The sequence below is a fragment of the Mycolicibacterium chengduense genome (genome assembly GCF_033741155.1).
GTDB lineage: Bacteria > Actinomycetota > Actinomycetes > Mycobacteriales > Mycobacteriaceae > Mycobacterium.
Genome location: NZ_JAWQNH010000001.1, coordinates 830,148 through 847,887, shown reverse-complemented (window position 1 = coordinate 847,887; position 17,740 = coordinate 830,148). Strand labels below are relative to the sequence as shown.

18 protein-coding genes are annotated in these 17,740 nt (G+C 68.2%); 10 read left to right on the top strand and 8 right to left on the bottom strand.

What is annotated here, in order from left to right; all coding sequences use genetic code 11:
• Positions 1–52: 52 nt before the first annotated feature.
• The 5 genes from egtA to egtE are packed head-to-tail and all read left to right on the top strand — an operon-like array spanning position 53 to position 5,318.
• Entirely contained in the window at positions 53–1,315 is a 1,263-nt protein-coding gene (gene egtA / locus SBI67_RS04295; protein WP_413232396.1) for an ergothioneine biosynthesis glutamate--cysteine ligase EgtA, read from the top strand.
• The gene (gene egtB, locus SBI67_RS04290) at positions 1,312–2,610 is read left to right on the top strand and encodes an ergothioneine biosynthesis protein EgtB (RefSeq protein WP_318979335.1); all 1,299 of its coding nucleotides are present in this window, start codon (positions 1,312–1,314) and stop codon (positions 2,608–2,610) included. The genes egtA and egtB overlap by 4 nt, the downstream gene beginning before the upstream one ends.
• Positions 2,603–3,295, top strand: a complete 693-nt coding sequence (egtC, locus tag SBI67_RS04285; RefSeq protein WP_318979334.1) for an ergothioneine biosynthesis protein EgtC — start codon at positions 2,603–2,605, stop codon at positions 3,293–3,295. Before egtB ends, egtC begins: the two co-directional genes overlap by 8 nt.
• Positions 3,292–4,242 (top strand): L-histidine N(alpha)-methyltransferase, encoded by a 951-nt coding sequence (gene egtD / locus SBI67_RS04280; RefSeq protein ID WP_318979333.1) that lies wholly within the window; start codon positions 3,292–3,294, stop codon positions 4,240–4,242. The genes egtC and egtD overlap by 4 nt, the downstream gene beginning before the upstream one ends.
• Entirely contained in the window at positions 4,239–5,318 is a 1,080-nt protein-coding gene (egtE, locus tag SBI67_RS04275) for an ergothioneine biosynthesis PLP-dependent enzyme EgtE (protein ID WP_318979332.1), read from the top strand. Before egtD ends, egtE begins: the two co-directional genes overlap by 4 nt.
• Before the next feature lie 22 nt (positions 5,319–5,340).
• Here egtE and SBI67_RS04270 read toward each other — a convergent pair whose 3' ends face one another.
• From SBI67_RS04270 to SBI67_RS04240, 7 genes are all read right to left on the bottom strand, one after another.
• Positions 5,341–6,012 carry a class I SAM-dependent methyltransferase gene (locus SBI67_RS04270; RefSeq protein ID WP_413232395.1) on the bottom strand — a complete coding sequence of 224 codons (672 nt, stop codon included), beginning with the start codon at positions 6,010–6,012 and terminating at the stop codon, positions 5,341–5,343.
• Positions 6,013–6,032: 20 nt separating this feature from the next.
• Positions 6,033–7,514: a glutamate-cysteine ligase family protein gene (locus SBI67_RS04265; protein ID WP_318979331.1), complete on the bottom strand. Its 1,482-nt coding sequence runs from the start codon at positions 7,512–7,514 to the stop codon at positions 6,033–6,035.
• Positions 7,515–7,523: 9 nt separating this feature from the next.
• Positions 7,524–8,273: a methyltransferase domain-containing protein gene (locus SBI67_RS04260; protein WP_318979330.1), complete on the bottom strand. Its 750-nt coding sequence runs from the start codon at positions 8,271–8,273 to the stop codon at positions 7,524–7,526.
• 5 nt (positions 8,274–8,278) lie between these two features.
• A complete protein-coding gene (locus tag SBI67_RS04255; protein WP_318979329.1) occupies positions 8,279–8,956 on the bottom strand; it encodes a hypothetical protein in 678 nt (225 codons plus the stop codon).
• Positions 8,957–9,050: 94 nt separating this feature from the next.
• Positions 9,051–9,761 (bottom strand): PadR family transcriptional regulator, encoded by a 711-nt coding sequence (locus SBI67_RS04250; RefSeq protein ID WP_318979328.1) that lies wholly within the window; start codon positions 9,759–9,761, stop codon positions 9,051–9,053.
• A gap of 87 nt (positions 9,762–9,848) precedes the next feature.
• Entirely contained in the window at positions 9,849–10,658 is an 810-nt protein-coding gene (locus tag SBI67_RS04245; RefSeq protein ID WP_318979327.1) for an MBL fold metallo-hydrolase, read from the bottom strand.
• Between the two features lie 29 nt (positions 10,659–10,687).
• The gene (locus tag SBI67_RS04240; RefSeq protein ID WP_318979326.1) at positions 10,688–11,215 is read right to left on the bottom strand and encodes a PadR family transcriptional regulator; all 528 of its coding nucleotides are present in this window, start codon (positions 11,213–11,215) and stop codon (positions 10,688–10,690) included.
• A 58-nt stretch (positions 11,216–11,273) separates the two neighbouring features.
• On the opposite strand from SBI67_RS04240, the gene SBI67_RS04235 reads away from it, so the two are divergent.
• The 5 genes from SBI67_RS04235 to SBI67_RS04215 all read left to right on the top strand — a co-directional run bounded on the left by SBI67_RS04235 (position 11,274) and on the right by SBI67_RS04215 (position 16,101).
• On the top strand, positions 11,274–12,590 hold the full coding sequence (locus tag SBI67_RS04235) for a carotenoid oxygenase family protein (protein ID WP_318979325.1): 1,317 nt from the start codon (positions 11,274–11,276) through the stop codon (positions 12,588–12,590).
• Between the two features lie 42 nt (positions 12,591–12,632).
• Positions 12,633–13,010: a hypothetical protein gene (locus SBI67_RS04230; RefSeq protein ID WP_318979324.1), complete on the top strand. Its 378-nt coding sequence runs from the start codon at positions 12,633–12,635 to the stop codon at positions 13,008–13,010.
• A 13-nt stretch (positions 13,011–13,023) separates the two neighbouring features.
• Positions 13,024–14,178: a cation:proton antiporter gene (locus SBI67_RS04225; RefSeq protein ID WP_318979323.1), complete on the top strand. Its 1,155-nt coding sequence runs from the start codon at positions 13,024–13,026 to the stop codon at positions 14,176–14,178.
• A 17-nt stretch (positions 14,179–14,195) separates the two neighbouring features.
• The gene (locus SBI67_RS04220) at positions 14,196–14,453 is read left to right on the top strand and encodes a hypothetical protein (protein ID WP_318979322.1); all 258 of its coding nucleotides are present in this window, start codon (positions 14,196–14,198) and stop codon (positions 14,451–14,453) included.
• A 205-nt stretch (positions 14,454–14,658) separates the two neighbouring features.
• Positions 14,659–16,101, top strand: a complete 1,443-nt coding sequence (locus SBI67_RS04215; RefSeq protein WP_318979321.1) for a hypothetical protein — start codon at positions 14,659–14,661, stop codon at positions 16,099–16,101.
• A 112-nt stretch (positions 16,102–16,213) separates the two neighbouring features.
• Here the strand turns inward: SBI67_RS04215 and lfrA are convergent, their stop codons facing one another.
• Positions 16,214–17,737, bottom strand: a complete 1,524-nt coding sequence (lfrA, locus tag SBI67_RS04210) for an efflux MFS transporter LfrA (protein WP_318979320.1) — start codon at positions 17,735–17,737, stop codon at positions 16,214–16,216.
• Between the last annotated feature and the right edge of the window lie 3 nt (positions 17,738–17,740).

The window sequence follows — 17,740 nt, the reverse complement described above, 5'->3', positions numbered from 1 at the left end:
TTAGGGAGATCGAGAAAACGGTCCCCAAACGCGTCCAGCCCACCGGGGAGGAATGGTGCGCATGACCACCGCCGCGTGGGACGTCGACTGCGCTTCCGGAGCCATGGCCGCACGGATCGCCGCGGACTGTCTGCGCGACGGTCCGATCGGAGCCGTCGGTCTCGAAGTCGAAGCCCACTGTTACGACGTCGAGGACCCGGTCCGCAGGCCGGGCTGGGATGAGCTCGCCGAAGCCATCGCCACCGTTCCGGCGCTACCCGGGGGCAGCGCCATCACCCTCGAGCCGGGCGGCGCCGTCGAACTGTCCGGCCCGCCGACGGCTGATGTGGCCGCCGCGATCGCCGCGATGGCCGCCGATCGTGCGGTGCTGGGTACGGCGTTGGCCGCCCGTGGGCTGGGGCTGGTGCTGCTGGGCACCGACCCCCTCCGCCCCGCCCAGCGCATCCATCCCGGCCCCCGCTACCGGGCGATGGAGCAGTTCTTCGCGCGATCGGGCACCGCGGGCGCGGCGATGATGACCTCGACGGCGTCGGTTCAGGTGAACATCGAGGCGGGCCCGCGTGCGGGTTGGGCGGACCGGGTGCGGCTGGCACATGCGCTGGGCCCGGTGATGATCGCGGTGTCGGCCAACTCGCCGGTGCTCGGCGGCCGGTTCACCGGGTGGCGCAGCACCCGGCAGCGGGTCTGGGGGCAGATCGACGCGGCCCGCTGTGGCCCGGTGCTCGGCCGCGATGGCGACGACCCGGGTGCGGACTGGGCGCGCTACGCGCTACGTGCCCCGGTGATGTTGGTGCGCGGCACCGACCCCGAAACCCACGCCGAGGCGGCGACGGACTGGGTCACCTTCGCCGACTGGGCCGACGGCCGGGCGGCCCTCGGCGGCAGGCTGCCCACCGCCGATGATCTCGACTACCACCTGACCACCTTGTTCCCGCCCGTGCGGCCGCGACGCTGGCTGGAAATCCGGTACCTGGACAGCGTGCCCGACGACGTGTGGCCCGCGGTGGTGTTCACCCTGGTCACCCTGATGGACAACCCGGGGGCCGCGGCGGCCGCCGCCGAGGCCGCCGCCCCCGTCGCCACCGAATGGGATCTGGCGGCTCGGGTGGGGCTGGCCGACCCGCGCCTGAAAGCGGCGGCGCAACGCTGCGTGGCGGCCGCCGCCGAGCATGCCCCCGACCACCTGGCCGAGCCGATGCAGCGGCTGCTGCGCAATGTCTCGGCGGGCCGCAGCCCGGCCGACGATTTCTCCGATTCCGTCCGCGCGGACGGAATCCCGTCCGCGCTCCGTCGTCTGGCGAAAGGCGAGTCGTGACGTCACCGGAGGTACTGGCCGCCGAACTCGCCAGGGCCAGGCAGCGCACGCTGGCCCTGGTCGACTTCGACGATGCCGAACTGCACCGTCAGTACGACCCGCTGATGAGCCCGCTGGTCTGGGATCTCGCCCATATCGGCCAGCAGGAGGAACTGTGGCTGCTGCGCGACGGCAACGTCGACAAGCCCAGCCTGCTGGCACCCGACATCGAGCAGCTCTACGACGCGTTCGTGCATTCCCGTGCCAGCCGGGTCCAACTGCCGCTGCTGCCGCCGACCGACGCGCGCCTCTACTGCCGCACGGTGCGCGACCGGGTCCTCGATACGCTCGCCGCGACGCGTGACGACGACCTCTTCCGGTTCGGCCTGGTCATCTCGCACGAGAATCAGCACGACGAGACGATGTTGCAGGCGCTGAACCTGCGGGTCGGCCCGCCCATCCTGGGTACCGGTGCGCCGCTGCCCCCGGGCCGGCCCGGCGTGGCCGGCACCTCGGTCTTGGTGCCGGCCGGGCCCTTCACCCTGGGCGTCAACGCATCCGAGGAACCGTATGCGTTGGACAACGAGCGCCCCGCGCACACCGCCGAGGTCGAGGCGTTCCGGATCGGGCGGGTCCCGGTCACCAACGCCGAGTGGCGTGCCTTCATCGACGACGGCGGTTACCGGCAGCCGCGCTGGTGGTCGCCGCAGGGCTGGGAGCACCGCCGACAGGCAGGCCTGGTGGCCCCGCAGTTCTGGAACGAACTCTCGCACGGCGGGGTCGGCACCCGGACCCGGTTCGGGCATGTCGAGGACATCCCACCCGACGAGCCCGTCCAGCACGTGACCTTCTTCGAGGCCGAGGCCTACGCCGCGTGGGCCGGGGCCCGGCTGCCCACCGAGATCGAGTGGGAGAAGGCCTGCGCGTGGGATCCGAGTGTCGGTGCGCGACGCCGATACCCTTGGGGCGCAGCCCAACCCACGACAGACCTGGTGAACCTGGGTGGGGATGCGATGCGGCCGGCCCCGGTGGGTGCCTATCCGCGCGGCGCCTCGGCGTACGGGGCCGAACAGATGCTGGGCGATGTCTGGGAATGGACCACCTCGCCGTTGCGGCCGTGGCCGGGGTTCACGCCCATGATCTACGACCGGTACAGCGAGCCGTTCTTCGAAGGTTCCGGGGCCGGCGAATATCGCGTGTTGCGCGGTGGTTCGTGGGCGGTGGCGGCCGGCATCCTGCGGCCCAGTTTCCGCAACTGGGACCACCCGATCCGGCGGCAGATCTTCGCCGGTGTGCGATTGGCCTGGGATGTGTAGGCACCTCGGGTGGCTGGGGGCGCCGGTGTCGGTGTCTTCGCTGCTGCTGGATCCACCTGAAGGTCTTCTGGTGCAGTCGTATTCGCCGCGACGGCAGAAGCACGGCCTGCTCAACGCCGACGGTTGGGGGGTGGGTTTCACCTCCTCGTCGGGTGTGCACCGCTGGCGCAGTGACAAGCCGCTGTGGGGGGATGCCTCCTTCGCTTCGGTCGCCCCGGTGTTGCACAGCGGGTGCGTGGTGGCCGCCGTTCGGTCGGCCACCATCGGGATGCCCATCGAACCGTCGGCGTCGGCACCGTTCAGCGACGGCACCTGGTTGCTGTCGCACAACGGGGTGGTCGACCGTTCGGTGCTGCCGGTGGCCCGCGATGCCGAATCCACGGTCGACAGCGCCGTGCTGGCCGCCCATATCTTCCGTCGCGGGTTGGCGACGCTCGCCGATACCGTCACCGAGGTCGGTGCCGCCGATCCTGGTGCCCGGCTGAACATCCTGGCCGCCGACGGCACCCGAATGTTGGCCACCACGTGGGGCGACACCTTGTCTGTTCTGGTGCGGCCCGATGGTGTGGTGCTGGCCAGCGAACCGTACGACGACGACCCGGCCTGGCGCGACATCCCGGACCGGCACCTGGTCACGGTGCTCGGTGGCGAACTGGCCCTCACCCCTCTGGAAGGATCCGCATGACCACCGGTTTGAGCACCGACTTGGCCAACACGCTGCGTCGTGATGTTGCCGAGGGACTTCAGCAAAGTCCGAAGACCTTGCCGCCCAAGTGGTTTTATGACACGGTGGGCAGCGAGTTGTTCGACCGGATCACTCGCCTGCCGGAGTATTACCCGACCCGTACCGAGGCGTCGATCCTGCGGGAGCACGCCGCCGAGATCGCCGCCGTGTCGGGCGCGGACACGCTGGTCGAGTTGGGCAGTGGCACCTCGGAGAAGACCCGTCTGCTGCTGTCGGCCTGGCGGGCGCGTGGCGTGTTGCGCCGGTTCATCCCGTTCGATGTGGACCCCGGCGTGCTGCACGACGCGGCCGGTGCCCTGCGCGCCGAGTACCCGGGTATCGAGATCGACACCGTGTGCGGGGATTTCGAGCGGGATCTGGGCGCCATTCCGCAGGTGGGCCGGCGACTGGTGATCTTCCTGGGGTCGACCATCGGCAACTTCACCGCCCAGCCGCGGGCGGAATTCCTCACTTCGCTTGCTCATTCACTCCGTCCTGGCGATGCGTTGCTGCTCGGCACCGATCTGGTCAAGGACACCGACCGGCTGGTACGCGCCTACGACGACAGCGCCGGGGTGACCGCGGCCTTCAACCGCAACGTCTTGGCCGTGGTGAACCGGGAGCTGGATGCCGACTTCGACTTGGACGCCTTCAGCCACGTCGCCAAGTGGAACCAGGAGTGCGAGCGAATCGAGATGTGGCTGCGGTCCGTTCGCGCGCAACGCGTCAACGTCCGCGCGTTGGGCCTGACCGTGGACTTCGCCGAAGGCGAGGAAATGCTGACCGAAGTCTCCTGTAAGTTCCGCCCTGACGGTGTGGCCGCCGAACTCGAGGCGGCCGGCCTGCGCCGCACACACTGGTGGACCGACCCGGCCGGTGACTTCGGCCTGGCGTTGGCTGTCAAATGACCCTTGCCGACCACTGGCGTGCCGCCCGGCCTGCCGTCGCGGGCCTGCATTTCGACAGCGCAGCCTGCTCCCGGCAGAGTCATGCCGTCATCGACGCCACCGCCACTCACGCCCGCCACGAGGCCGAGGTCGGCGGTTATGTCGCCGCCGAGGCTGCGACGCCGACCCTGGACGCCGGCCGTGAAGCGGTACGTGTGCTGTCCGGAATCGCCGGCGCAGAGGTGGTCTACACCACGGGGTCTGGTCACGCGCTGGACGTGTTGCTGAGCAGCTGGGCCGGCCCCCGCACCGTGGCCTGCCTGCGAGGGGAGTACGGACCCAACCTGGCGATCATGGCGGCCAATGGCTTTCAGGTGCACCCGCTGCCGGTGGACTCGCTGGGCCGGCTGCTGGTCGACGAGGCGCACGCTGTGCTGGCCGCCCATCCGCCGGCGCTGGTGCACCTGACGGCGCTCGGCAGTCATCGCGGCGTCGCCCAGCCGCTGGCCGATATCGCAGCGGTATGCCGTGCGCTCGGACTGCCGTTGGTGATCGATGCGGCGCAGGCATTCGGGCACCTCGACTGCGCGGTCGGGGCCGACGCGTTGTACTCCTCATCGCGTAAGTGGCTGGCCGGCCCGCGCGGTGTCGGAGTGCTGGCACTTCGCCCGGATATCGCCGGTGCCCTGACCCCGCGGCTGCCACCGCTGGAAGGCGGCGAGGCCAATATCGCCGCCCGCGTCGGTTTCGCGCTCGCGGTCGGGGAGCATCTGGCCGCCGAACCGGCGGCCGTTCGGGCGCGGCTTGCCGAGGTGGGCCGGTGGACCCGTACGGCGCTGGCCGACCTTGCGGGGTGGCGCGTCGTGGAACCCGTCGACGAGCCCACCGCGCTGACCACGCTGGAACCGACCGGTGGTGCCGATCCGGCGCGGGTCCGGTCCCGGCTGATCGCCGAACACGGCATCGTCACCACCGCATGCGAAGTGGGGCGAGCACCAAACGAACTCACCCGACCGGTGCTGCGGGTGTCTCCGCACGTCGACGTCACCGAGGCAGAGCTGCAACGGTTCGGCGAAGCGCTGGCGGCCAGCTCGTAGTCGGGTCGGCGGTGGGTGACCGCTACTTGTGCGCGCTCAGCAGGAAGGCCGGGAACTTGACCCGGCCTCTGTCGTCGAGCGCGTGCGACGGCAGTTCGGCGGCCGCGTTCGGGATCGCGTTGGCATTGGCGTGGATGAACGCCGGACGGATCTCGTCGACCGTCCAGTACTTCGCCACCGCGGCGCGCAACTCGTGCTCCTCGACTTCGTGGGGTTTCTGCTCCACCTCGGCGGGAAATGCGCCCTTGGCAAATACCAGCACGAAGTAGGAGGCGCCCGGTGCGGCCGCCCGGTGGATCGACTGCAGGTAGCCGTCCCGGGCCTCGACCGGGATCGAGTGGAACAGCGTCGAGTCGATGACGGTGTTGAACCGGCCGTCGTAGCCCGTGAACGACGTGATATCTGCCTGGGCGAAGGCCGCGGTGCTCAGATTCCGTTCCTGCGCAGCCCGATTCGCCGCGGCGATCGCCGTCGGCGAGATATCCAGCCCGACCACGGTATAGCCCTGCGCCGCCAGGGCCAGCGACAGCTCGGCGTGCCCGCAGCCCGCGTCCAGCACGTCACTGCGGATTGCTCCGGTGGGCAACAGCGCCGCCAACTCGGGCTGCGGCTCGCCGATATTCCACGGCGGCGGACCGCCGAAGGTGCCGTCCTGCCGGTATGCGCCGTCCCAGTCCAAAACCTCAGAAGCCATGATCTCCAACGTACGCCCGATCAGGGCGCGGTTGTCTCCCATGTGTGCACCGGGGCGTTGCTGTGCATCGCCTGGCAGTACAGCCGCAACATCTCCGCCAACGCCTGCGGGCGGGCCGCACCGCGCTCCTGCAGGGCGTGCACGGTGGCCGTCTGCCAGGCCGCGCCGTTGCGCCCGGTTTTCGCCCGTCCCTCGATGACCCCGAGATAGCGGTCCCGGACCTCGGCGGCGACACTCCACCGCCGCAAACCCTCATCGGCCAGCGGGAGCAGTTTGCGCAGCACCAGCTCGTCGGGGGTCACCTCGCCCACGCCCGGCCAGTACAACGTGGCCTCCATCCCGTGCCGGGCGGCCGCGGTGAAATTATGGTGTGCGGCAGCGAAACTCATCTTTGTCCAGACCGGACGGTCTTCCTCGGACAGCGTGCGCAGCAGGCCGTAATAGAAGGCGGAGTTGGCCAGCATGTCCACCACCGTCGGGCCCGCCGGCAGCACCCGGTTCTCCACCCGCAGGTGGGGGCGCCCGTCCACCACGTCGTATACCGGGCGGTTCCATCGGTAGATGGTGCCGTTGTGGAGCCGCAGTTCGGATAGCTGCGGGGAGCGACCGGCTGCCAGCTCGGCCACCGGGTCCTCGTCGGACAGCTCGGGAAGCAGAGCGGGGAAGTACCGGACGTTTTCCTCGAACAGATCGAAAATCGATGTGATCCAACGTTCGCCGAACCATACCCGGGGCCGTACCCCTTGGGTCTTCAACTCGTCGGAGCGGGTGTCGGTGGCCTGGGTGAACAGCTCTATCCGCGTCTCGGCCCACAGTTCGTGGCCGAAGAAATAGGGTGAGTTGGCGCCAAGGGCCAACTGCGGGCCGGCCAGCACCTGTGCGGCGTTCCAGTTCCTCGCGAAGTCGGCCGGGGACACCTGCAGATGCAACTGCACACTGGTACAAGCGGATTCGGGCGCGATATCGGCCGACTGCACCGCCAGTCGTTCCGGTCCGGTGATATCGATGTCGATATCCTCGCCGCGGGCGGTGAAGATCGAGTCGTTGAGCGCCCGGTACCGCGTGGACGGACTCATCCAGTCGGTATCGAGGTGCTCGGGCATCAGCGTCGGCAGGATGCCGATCATCACGATATGTGCGTCGTTCTGCGCGGCCCTGGCCTCGGCGGCGTTCAGACTGGCGCGCACCTCACCCTCGAGATCCAGCGCCGCCCGGCCCGGCAGCGGGCGCGGCGGTACGTTGAATTCGATGTTGTAGGCGCCTAACTCGGTCTGGTAGGCGGGGTCGGCGATGGATTCGAGCACCTGCGCGTTCCGCAGCGCCGGCTGGTAGGCGTGGTCGACCAGGTTACATTCGATCTCCATACCGGTCAGCGGCCGGTCGAATTCGAAACTGGACTGCGACAGCATCGTTTCGAACACGTCCAGACACAACTGCACCTTGCGCCGGTACTCCCGGCGCTCGGCCCGGCTGAAGTCGGTCTGTGTGACGTCGTCACCCATGGGCTGAGCCTAGCGGCGGGTGGCCACCGTGACCTGTGGACTCATCAGACCGGTGCGGACCTGCACGTCGACCCCGGCGTGCTCGGCCAGTGCCCGCATCGCCGATGGGCTGTAGCAGCGCAGCGAGCTGATCACGCCGTCGTGCACGAACGGGATGAACGGGGACAGCGGCAACATCGTCGCCAACCGCACCAGGTGTAGTGGCGACGGTGGCCGCGGCAGATCGATGATGACCAGTTTGTCCGCGACCCGGGTGCCCTCGGCGAGCACCTGTGCCGCAACGGCCGGCGGGAGGTGGTGGAACGACAACGCGAATACCGCGACGGCGAACTCGCCGTCGGCGGCGTCGATCGCGGCGGCGTCCACGGTGCGCGCCTCGGCGCGCGGATGACTGCCCAGCGGGCCGGCGCAGATCGCGGCGACGGAGTCCGGGTCGATATCGCTGACGGTCACCCGTGCGGTGGGATGCCAGTCCAGCAAGGTGGCCGACAGCGTTCCGTGACCGGCGCCGAGCTCCAGGATCGACGGATCGGGCACGTCGGCGATCTCGTCGAGAACGATGCGCGCGTGTTGGTCGTGATGACCGAAAACCCTTCCGGTCCAGTCCAATGCGGCAATCACGCTGCGTTTGACAGCCGGGGGCATATCCTGGCGATCGAGGTATTCCAGCCGGTCGGTCTGCAGCAGCCGGTCCATACAGGACGCGCGGGGTCCGCCTCGGGGCATCCGATCGATAGCGGTGGTGTCGGTGTCGGGCATGCGGATCAGACGTTCTGGCACTTGCGTAGCAAGTCCCGCAGCACGTCGTAGAAACGGGCGCCGAGCAGCGCATGACTTCCGGTGTCGCCGATCTGCGCCGTTGCGGTGATCTGTTCGGCCAGGTCGGCCAGATCCTTGGCGCGCGGGGCGATGTCGCCCGCGGTCACCCGGTTGGCCTGGTCGCGTAGGTCGCGGGACCACGTCTGGAAATCACCGGTGGTGGGGCCCTGGTTGGCGAACGACGGGAGCACGAACGCGGATTGAGCCATGCTGGTGGTGATCAGGTCACGGGCTTGCCGACATCCCTTCCCCGAGATGTAGGTGTAGGTGACCGACGAGGCGATGACGACCACGGCCAGCGCGACCGCCGTGACCGCGATGTTCACGTTGCGTTGTGGGGCATCGAAGACGATCCGCCGCCACAGCAGGTGCGTGCCGACGGCGACAGCCGAGGCGGCCAGTGCCATCAGGGTGGCCGCCAGCGGGCGGCCGAATCCCGAAGCCGAGTTGATCGCCGCCGACGTGGCGATGGCCGTCAGCAATACCAGCATGTACAGCCACATGCCGCGGCGACGTTCGGTGGCGTCGGCGTCCCGGAAGCTCACCCCGAGGACACCGCCGAGTCCGGTGAGGATGGCGACGATCACCGGGATCGCGTAGCCGCTGAGTTCGTCGGTGCTCACCCTGCGATGCTATCGAGCGGTTCCGGCAGCGCCGACGGCCCGATCACCGCGGTGGGTCTGCATGCCATCAGGCGTGCAGACCCACCGGTCGGCGTCACTGCTCGCTGAGGATCTGGTAGATCTCGCGGCGGGCGTTATTGACGATGTCGAGAATGCGCTGCTGCTGTTCGTCGCCTGCGGTGTGCACCGACTGGGCGACCGCGCCGAACAGCTGACCAAGTGCGGCACGCAGGTTGACGGCGTTGGGATCGGCATCTTCGGCGATGGAGTCCCACGGGGCGGTCTCGATCTTCTCCGCGGCGGCACGACCCTCGTCGGTCAGCTCGAATGTCTTCTTGCTGCCTTCGCTCGCGGTGGGAACGATGAGACCTTCGTCGACCAGCAGTTGCAGGGTGGGGTAGACCGAACCGGGGCTCGGCCGCCACAGGTCGTTGCTGCGGGTGGCGATCTCCTGCGTCATCTCGTAGCCGTGCATGGGCCGTTCGGTGAGCAGTTTCAGGATGGCGGCGCGCACGTCACCGCGCCGGCCACGGCCACCGCCGCGGCCACCGCGCCCGCGCGGTCCGCCCCCGCCGAAGCCTCGTCCGAATCCGGGGCCGAAGCCGCCGGGGCCGAAGCCCGGACCGAAACCCGGGCCGAAGGGTCCCTGGCCTCCGCCGTGTTCGCGCAGGTGCTCGCGGAACTGGTGACGGGCGTGGCGGCGCTGTTCATGCAGAGCGCGCCGGTCGGCGGGGCCGAAGCCGCCGGGTCCGAATGCGGGACTGAAACCGAAGGGTTGATGAGGTGGGGTGAAAGGGGTGTTCATGTGATGTTCCTTCTGGGTAAGAAGACGCCCGATGCGCCTCCGATACGTTGACGATATATCGGAAACTATCGCGATGCAACACCCAACTCAGATGGCTATGAACCGTCGCGGGCCGCCCGTGGTCACGATGCGGCCGAACCGCATGCCCGGCAGGTGTGCCGCCACCACTAGATCGGACGTATCGGCGATCTCGTCGGCGAGGCGATTGCGCGCGGCCCGCGCGGACACCGGATCGGTATCCCAGATGACCTCCCAGTCTCGCTCGGTGAACTGCACGACGGAGTGCACGACATCGCCGAGCAGTAGCGCACGCTCGCCGCGCGACGACACCACGAAGATGGTGGTGCCCGGGGTGTGTCCCGGTGTGAAGATGGCGTCCACGCCCGGGGCGATCGGTACGTCACCGTGAAAAGGCGCCAACCGCGGGCTGACCGGCGTGAGGGTGGCCAGCGTGTGTTCGTCGTCCCCTTCGGTGACGAAATGGTCCCAATCCGCTTGGTGCACGCGGTAGGTCGCATTCGGGAAGACGACCTGACCGCGGTGGCTGGCCCAGCCGATGTGGTCGAAGTGCAAGTGGGTGAAGACCACGTCGGTGACGTCGGCGGGTGCGACGCCGTGGCGGCGTAGCGCGGTCAGCAGATCGCCCCCGCGGTACTTGCCGTCGTCGAAATCGCCGACGCCGGCGTCGACGAGTACGGTCTGCGCGCCGGTCCGGATGAGAAACCCGCCCAGCGGCAGCGTCAGTGCGCCATCGGAGCTCAGGTGCCCGGCATAGCATCCCCAGCTGTCGGGTATACCAGGGCGCGACAGGATGTTACGGGCGGTTTCCACGCCGTCCCCGTCGTGTAGCGCAATGATGGTCAGGTCGCCGATCGATACGGCCGAAGGTGTGCACACGGGTAGCAACAACCTGCGGCGCGGCGGTGCTATTTCGTTGCGCGCAACGAGATTTCTTCGATCAACCACCGCGCCCACTCGGCCTGCATGGCGTGGTAGCGCAGCCCGTGCTCCAGCGCGGCCAGGCCGTAGAAGGACTCGTCGGACTCGTCCCAGTGCAGGCTGTCGCGTAACGCCCGAAGGCGGGCGATCTCGGCGCGGGAGTGGTCGGCGAGCGCCTGTACATGCCCGGCCGCCCCCTCGGTCGGCAGCTCGCCGAGGAGGAAGATGCGCAGTTGTTCGGGACTGCGGTAGGGCGGGTCGTCCTGGGGATTGCCCAGCCAGCGCAGCAACTCGGCCCGGCCCGAATCGGTGGCGCGGTAGACCTTGCGCCCGCGCGGTCCGGTGTCGGCCACCTCGATCAGGCCACCCGCGGCCAACTTGTTGAGCTCGCCGTAGAGCTGGCTCTGGGTGGCCGGCCACACGTTGGCCATGGATTTCTCGAACCGCTTGAGGAGGTCGTATCCGCTGCCCGGGTGCTGGGCGAGCAGGCCAAGTGCAGCGATGCGCAGACTCATGGCGGTCATCCTACATTCCAGTATTGACATGTCATTAGTGGAATGTCATCGTGGCGGTATGACTGAGACCTCGGCACTGCCGCTCGGGCAACCGGAGTTCTTCCGGGTCGGCAACTACGCCCCCGTCGCCGACGAGCTGACCCACTACGACCTCCCGGTCGAGGGGTCGATCCCGCCCGAACTCGACGGGTGGTACCTGCGCAATGGCCCCAACCCACGTCAGTCGACCGCGCACTGGTTCACCGGTGACGGCATGATCCACGGCGTCCGCATCCAAGACGGGCGGGCCAAGTGGTACCGCAACCGATGGGTACGCACCGACAGCTTCGATAACCCCTTCCCGCTCTACAACGCCGACGGCAGCCGCAACCTCCGCGCGGCGGTGTCCAACACCCACGTCGTCAACCACGCCGGGAAGACCCTGGCACTGGTGGAATCGTCGCTGCCCTACGAGATCACCCGAGAATTGGACACCGTCGGCGCCTACGATTTCGGTGGCAAGCTCACCGATTCGATGACGGCCCATCCCAAGATCTGTCCAGCCACGGGCGAGTTGCATTTCTTCGGCTACGGCAGCATCTTCGAGCCCTACGTCACCTACCACCGGGCCGACGCCAACGGCGAGCTGACCGTCAATCGACCGGTCGATGTCGAGGCGCACACCATGATGCACGACTTCGCGATGACCTCCGGCCACGTGGTGTTCATGGACCTACCCGTCGTCTTCGACGTCGACGCCGCGAAGTCGGGCGACGGCGGCATGCCCTACCGCTGGAGTGACACCTATGGAGCGCGGTTCGGCGTGCTGTCCCGGCAGGACCCGTTCGGGGCCATCCGCTGGTTCGACATCGAGCCCTGCTACGTCTTCCACGTCGTCAACGCTTTCGAAACCGGGGATCGTATCGTCGTCCACGCGGTCCGGTATCCCGAGATGTGGCGCCACGAAAGCGGATTCGAGGTCGAAGGTGTGCTGTGGGAGTGGCAGATCGACGTGACGGCCGGGACCGTGTCCGAACGCCAGCTCGACGATCTCGGCGTGGAATTCCCCCGGATCGACGACCGGCTGGCGGGAATGCAGGCCCGGTATGCGGTCGCGGTGGCCGGCAACAGCTGGCAGCGCTACGACTTGGCGACCGGGGCCGCCACCCGCCACGACCTGGGTGCCGGCGGGCCGGCGGAAGCGGTTTTCGTGCCGGGGCCGGGTCCGGCCGACGAGAACAACGGCTGGTACCTCGGTTACGTCTACGATCCGGTGCGTGACAGCAGCACCTTGGTGATTCTCGCCGCCTCCGATTTCGCCGCCGAGCCGGTGGCCACGATCGCTTTACCCCAGCGGGTTCCCTACGGGTTCCATGGCAACTGGATCGGCGCGTGATTTCCCAGCCGATTTCCAGCGCCGCCGGATTAGGGTGTCCGGATGCATGTGAAGTGGCTGGACGAGCCCGAAGACCATGACTACGACGCGGCGGCAGACTATCTGAGCATGCTGGCCGAGCAGACCGTCGTGGCGGCCACGGTGACGGCGCTCAAGGCAGCGGAACCCGTGCAGCGCAAGGCGAAAGATATTCTGCGCGCCGCGCGGTTGGCGTTGTTACCGGAAACCAACGCCCACGTCCGTACCGACCTGGCCAAGATCGGCGACGGCAAACGCCTCTCGCCCATCCTGTTGGTCCGCGGCCAATACGAGCGGGACATCCCGATGCAGGTGGCCGACGGCTATCACCGGGTGTGCGCCAGCTACCTCTCCGACGAGAACACCCCCATCCCTTGCCGTCTGGTGTCGTGGCAGGCCTGACCGGGGAGTCGAGTTGAGCGACTTCGGATTCGACACGCTCGCGCTACTGGCGGTCGTCGGCCTGGCCGGTCCCGCGTTGGCTGCGATCCCGGGGCTGCGGGTTCCGGTGGTGGTCGGCGAACTGGCGGCCGGAATCATCGTGGGCAGAACCGGATTCGGCATCGTCGACGACACCGACCCGACTCTCCGGTTGTTGGCCAATATCGGGTTCGCGCTGGTGATGTTCGTCGTCGGCACCCATGTCCCGGTCCGGGACACCGCGCTGCGCGGTGCCCTCGGAACCGCCGCTGTGCGCGCCGTGGTGGTCGGTGCGGTTGCGGCGGTGTTCGGCGTGGCGATCGCTTCCTTCTTCGGCACGGGGCACGCGCTGCTGTATGCGGTGCTGATGGCCTCGTCGTCGGCGGCATTGGCCCTGCCGGTGATCGACTCGCTCGGGTTGACCGGGCCGCCGGTGTTGTCGGTGACGGCCCAGATCGCTATCGCAGATGCCGCATCGATCGTGTTGGTGCCCTTGGTGATCGACCCGGCCCGGGCACCCCGGGCAGCGCTCGGCGCCCTGGCTATCGCAGCGGCGGCCGTGGTGCTGTTCGTCGTGCTGCGGCATTTCGAGCGGACCGGTCGGCGCAAGCGGATTCACCACTACTCCGAAGATCATCGGTTGGCACTGGAGTTACGGTTCAGCTTGATTCTGCTGTTCAGCCTCGCGGCGCTGGCGATCACCACCCATATCTCGATCATGCTGGCGGGTTTCGCACTCGGACTGGTGGTATCGGCGATCGGGGAGCCGCGCCGGCTGGCCCGCCAACTCTTCGGGATCACCGAAGGATTCTTCGCACCACTGTTCTTCGTCTGGCTCGGTGCCTCACTACAGGTGCGCGAGCTTGGTGACCATCCCGAATTCATCGGGCTGGGGGCGGCCCTGGGACTGGGTGCGATTGTCGCGCACACGGTGGGCCGGCTGTTCGGTCAACCGTTGCCGCTGGCCGTGCTGGCCGCCGCCCAGCTCGGCGTGCCGGTCGCGGCCGCCACTCTGGGCACCGAACAGCATCTGCTTGCCCCGGGCGAGCCCTCGGCGCTCATCCTGGGTGCGCTCATCGCGGTGGCCGCGACGTCGGTGGCCGGCGCGGTGGCCAAACGACGCCAGGCCGGAGCCACGCCGGGCGTCTGATCGTCCGGTGACCGCCCGTGTCCCACGATGTGGACGGCCCGGGGACGTACCCGCAACGACGGGACGATCGGTTCGGCTATCCGGGCCGGCGAGCCGACATTCTGTTGCTGATTGTCGATGCGCTGGACATGCGGGTACCGCCCTTCGGCATGTGCCACGAACCAGGGTCGGCTTCGTTTGTGATCCATATCACGCAGGTCAACGCCCTGGCGCGCGGATGTCCGTACGTTTGCGGGCAGGCCGTGCGCCTGGCTAACGACTTTTCTGTGAAGTGAGTTAGCCAGACTCATTGAAAGTGAAACTAACGGCCTTCACCAGCAAATGTAGGAATCCGCAGCGTGTCAGGCGACGCAATTTGTCAGCATCTGAAACTTTGCTCAAATCGATTGCCAACAACTTACCGGCCAGTAGGTTCTGATCGTCTGTAGGGAATAGAGATCCGATGAAGGGATGACACCAGGAATGTCAATGCAGTCGGCCATGCGCCCTTACGTCACCGCGGGCGTCGCGCTCGTCGGTGCCAGCGTTATCGCCATCACACCCATCGCCGCGCACCCCACCCTGCCGCAGATGCACATGCCGCAGGTCCAACTGACCGCATCGTCGTCGATCGACAACCCGATCAACGTCTTCAAGCCCGTGGTCGACGACGCCGGAGCCTGGGTGAACGAAACCCTGCACACCGTGCTGGCGAACCCACTGCCGATCCTGCGTCAGATCGTCGACAACCAGCTGTACACCGCCCGGCAGGTGCTCGACGCGGCGAAGGCTGCCGGTTCGGCGCTCGGCCAACTCGGTGCGGGGCTGCCCGCCACCCTGAAGGCGGTCGGAGCCAAGCTGTCCACCGGTGATGTGAACGGCGCCATCGACGCCCTCCTCACGGCAGGTCTGCAGCCCATCCTGAATCTGCTCAGTAACCCGTGGACCGCCCTTCAGCCGGCGCTGGAGCGCCCGTTCAAGGTGGCGCAAGCCCTGATTCCCGCCCTCTACGACTCCGGACTGAGTTTCCTGGTCGGGGTGGTCGTCTCCACCGTGGGTATCGGATTCGACACCGGCACAACGCCGTTCATCAAGCAGATCGTCACCAGCACGCAGGCGGTGCTCGATTCCCTCAAGACGCTGAACCCGGTGAAGGTCATCAACGCGGTGCAGCACGGGATCGCCGACGTGCTGCAGAACGCGGTGGCCCAGGCAAAGGCATTCACCGAGCAGACCTTCCCGTACATCGGAGCGCAGATCATGAAGGCGCTGCAGGCCGGCCTGCCGACCACCACTCCGCCCGCCACTGCGGCAGTGGCGGCTGCCGTGCCCACGGCCGCGGCGACGGTGACCCTGGCAGTGGACGCCACGGGTGCGGTACCTGCCGTGACCACTGCCAAGGACGCGACCGGCGCCGCCGTCGGCACCCCGGCCGAGGCAACCGGTGCGACGGAATCCGCTGCGACCCAGGCGGAGACGGACACCGAGGTCAAGAGCCCCACCGGAACCACCACTGAGACCATCCCTGAGACCACCCCCAAGGCCACCACCGAACCCACCACTAAGGAGTCGAGCACCGACACCACGCCCGCCGACAGTGTCGCTCCGGCGACCAAGGGCGCCACCGATACCAGCACCAAGCCTGACGCGAGCACCAAGGCTGACACGAGCACCAAGGCTGGGGCGACCACCAAGGAGGGCACCGACGCCACGGCGACGAAGGGCACCAAGGGGTCCGGCGGATCGGTCACCAGGGACAGCATCAAGGCCGAGCCGGGTTCGGGCGTGAAGTCCGGTGGCACCCATGCCTCCACCGGCGGATCGTCCACGAGCGCGGCCGATTCGGCGGCCGGCGCGGACTCGGCCAAGGCCGGTGCCGCGGCGGGGTCCGCGTCCGGGTCCACTGCCAAGGCCGGCAGCGACGCCGGTTCCGGTAGCGAGTAACACCCACCACGGCAATGGCCTCCCCTGGCACGGGGAGGCCATTGTCGTATGTGGCTGTCGTATGCGGCTGTCGTGTGGTGCACGCCGAACCCGCGGTGCCGGGTGCGGGCGCTTACGGCGACCGGTGGAACAACACGCTCACGATGGCGGCCGCGGTCAGCACCAGCGCGATCGCGATCACCGCTGTCGGCGCGACGCCGGAATCGAACGCCGCGTGCGCCGACTCCAGTAGCCGGCCTGCCGCCGGCGCCGGCAGGTCGGCGGCCACGGATGTCGCGCCACCGATGCTCTCACCGGCTGCGCCCGCCTGCTCGGGCGTCAACCCGGCCGGCACCACCACGTTGGCGCGGTACCAGGCGGTGAAGATGGTGCCCAGCGTCGCCGCGCCGACCACCGCGCCCAACTCATAGGCGGTTTCCGAAACCGCGGAGGCCGCACCGGCTTTGGCGGCGGGGACCGATGCCACGATGGTGTCGTTGGACACCGTCTGCGATATGCCGACCCCGAATTCCAGCACCACGAAGGACGCGATCACCGCGGCCACGGAGAGATCATGCCGGAACAGCAGGATCAACGTGAACCCGAGCGCCACGAAGATCAGGCCGACGACCATCAGCGTCTGAGGTGCGAATCGCTTGGCGGCCCGCACCACACCGATACCCGCCATCATCGACACCACAGCACCGGGCAGTGTTACCAGGCCGGCGGCCAGCGGGCTCAGGCCCAGCACCAACTGCAGGTGCTGCGAGATGAAGAACATGAACCCGATCAGGCCGACGATGGACAGGAAGTTGGCCAGCACCGACGAGGTGAACGGCCCGTACCGGAACAACGCCATGTCCAGCATCGGTGTGGCGCTGCGGTTCTGCCGTCGTACGAACAACACGCCGGCGGCGATGCCCAGGGCGAACGCGCCCGCGACCGTGGCCGACAGGCCGTCATGGGCGACGGTCTTGACTGCCCAGACGACCGGCAGCATGGCGCCGAACGAAAGCACGACACTCACCAGATCCAGCGGGCCCGGATTGGGGTCCCGCGATTCGGGCACCAGCTTGGGCGCCAGCACCAGCAGCGGCGCCAGGATGGGCACAGCCACCAGAAATACTGCCCCCCAATGAAAATGCTGCAGCAGTGCGCCACCGACGATGGGGCCCAGCGTGGTTCCCGCGGTGAAGCACGAGGCCCAGATGGCGACCGCCAGCCGGCGCGCCGAAGCCTCGGTGAAGATATTGCGGATCAGCGACAACGTCGAGGGCATCAGCATGGCTCCGAAGACGCCCAACACGGCGCGGGCCAGCACCAGGAGTTCGGCGCTCGGCGCGAAAGCGGCGGCCACCGAGACGACGGTGAAGCCGGTGGCGCCGATCAGCAGCAGCCGGCGTCGGCCCACCCGGTCGCCGAGACTGCCCATGGCCACCAGAAGTGCGGCCAGCACAAGGGAATACACGTCGACGATCCACAACTGCGTGGACGCCGCCGGACGGAAATCCTCGGCGATCTTCGGCAGCGCGAACGCCAGCACGGTGTTGTCGATGGCGATCAGGAGGACGGGCAGGGCCAGGACTGCGAGAGCGATCCAGGCGCGCTTGGGAGTGGTTGGTGTCTTCGATGCCGTGGCATCGAGGCCGGTGGACATGGA

Bases quoted from the DNA above. Each gene is read 5' to 3' on its own strand.
- SBI67_RS04250 (WP_318979328.1), bottom strand. From the start codon at position 9,761: ATGAACACCCCTTTCACCCCACCTCATCAACCCTTCGGTTTCAGTCCC.
- lfrA (WP_318979320.1), bottom strand. From the start codon at position 17,737: ATGTCCACCGGCCTCGATGCCACGGCATCGAAGACACCAACCACTCCC.
- SBI67_RS04240 (WP_318979326.1), bottom strand. From the start codon at position 11,215: ATGAGTCTGCGCATCGCTGCACTTGGCCTGCTCGCCCAGCACCCGGGC.
- SBI67_RS04260 (WP_318979330.1), bottom strand. From the start codon at position 8,273: ATGCCCGACACCGACACCACCGCTATCGATCGGATGCCCCGAGGCGGA.
- SBI67_RS04235 (WP_318979325.1), top strand. From the start codon at position 11,274: ATGACTGAGACCTCGGCACTGCCGCTCGGGCAACCGGAGTTCTTCCGG.
- egtC (WP_318979334.1), top strand. From the start codon at position 2,603: ATGTGTAGGCACCTCGGGTGGCTGGGGGCGCCGGTGTCGGTGTCTTCG.
- egtD (WP_318979333.1), top strand. From the start codon at position 3,292: ATGACCACCGGTTTGAGCACCGACTTGGCCAACACGCTGCGTCGTGAT.
- egtE (WP_318979332.1), top strand. From the start codon at position 4,239: ATGACCCTTGCCGACCACTGGCGTGCCGCCCGGCCTGCCGTCGCGGGC.
- SBI67_RS04230 (WP_318979324.1), top strand. From the start codon at position 12,633: ATGCATGTGAAGTGGCTGGACGAGCCCGAAGACCATGACTACGACGCG.
- SBI67_RS04270 (WP_413232395.1), bottom strand. From the start codon at position 6,012: ATGGCTTCTGAGGTTTTGGACTGGGACGGCGCATACCGGCAGGACGGC.
- SBI67_RS04265 (WP_318979331.1), bottom strand. From the start codon at position 7,514: ATGGGTGACGACGTCACACAGACCGACTTCAGCCGGGCCGAGCGCCGG.
- egtA (WP_413232396.1), top strand. From the start codon at position 53: ATGGTGCGCATGACCACCGCCGCGTGGGACGTCGACTGCGCTTCCGGA.
- SBI67_RS04215 (WP_318979321.1), top strand. From the start codon at position 14,659: ATGCGCCCTTACGTCACCGCGGGCGTCGCGCTCGTCGGTGCCAGCGTT.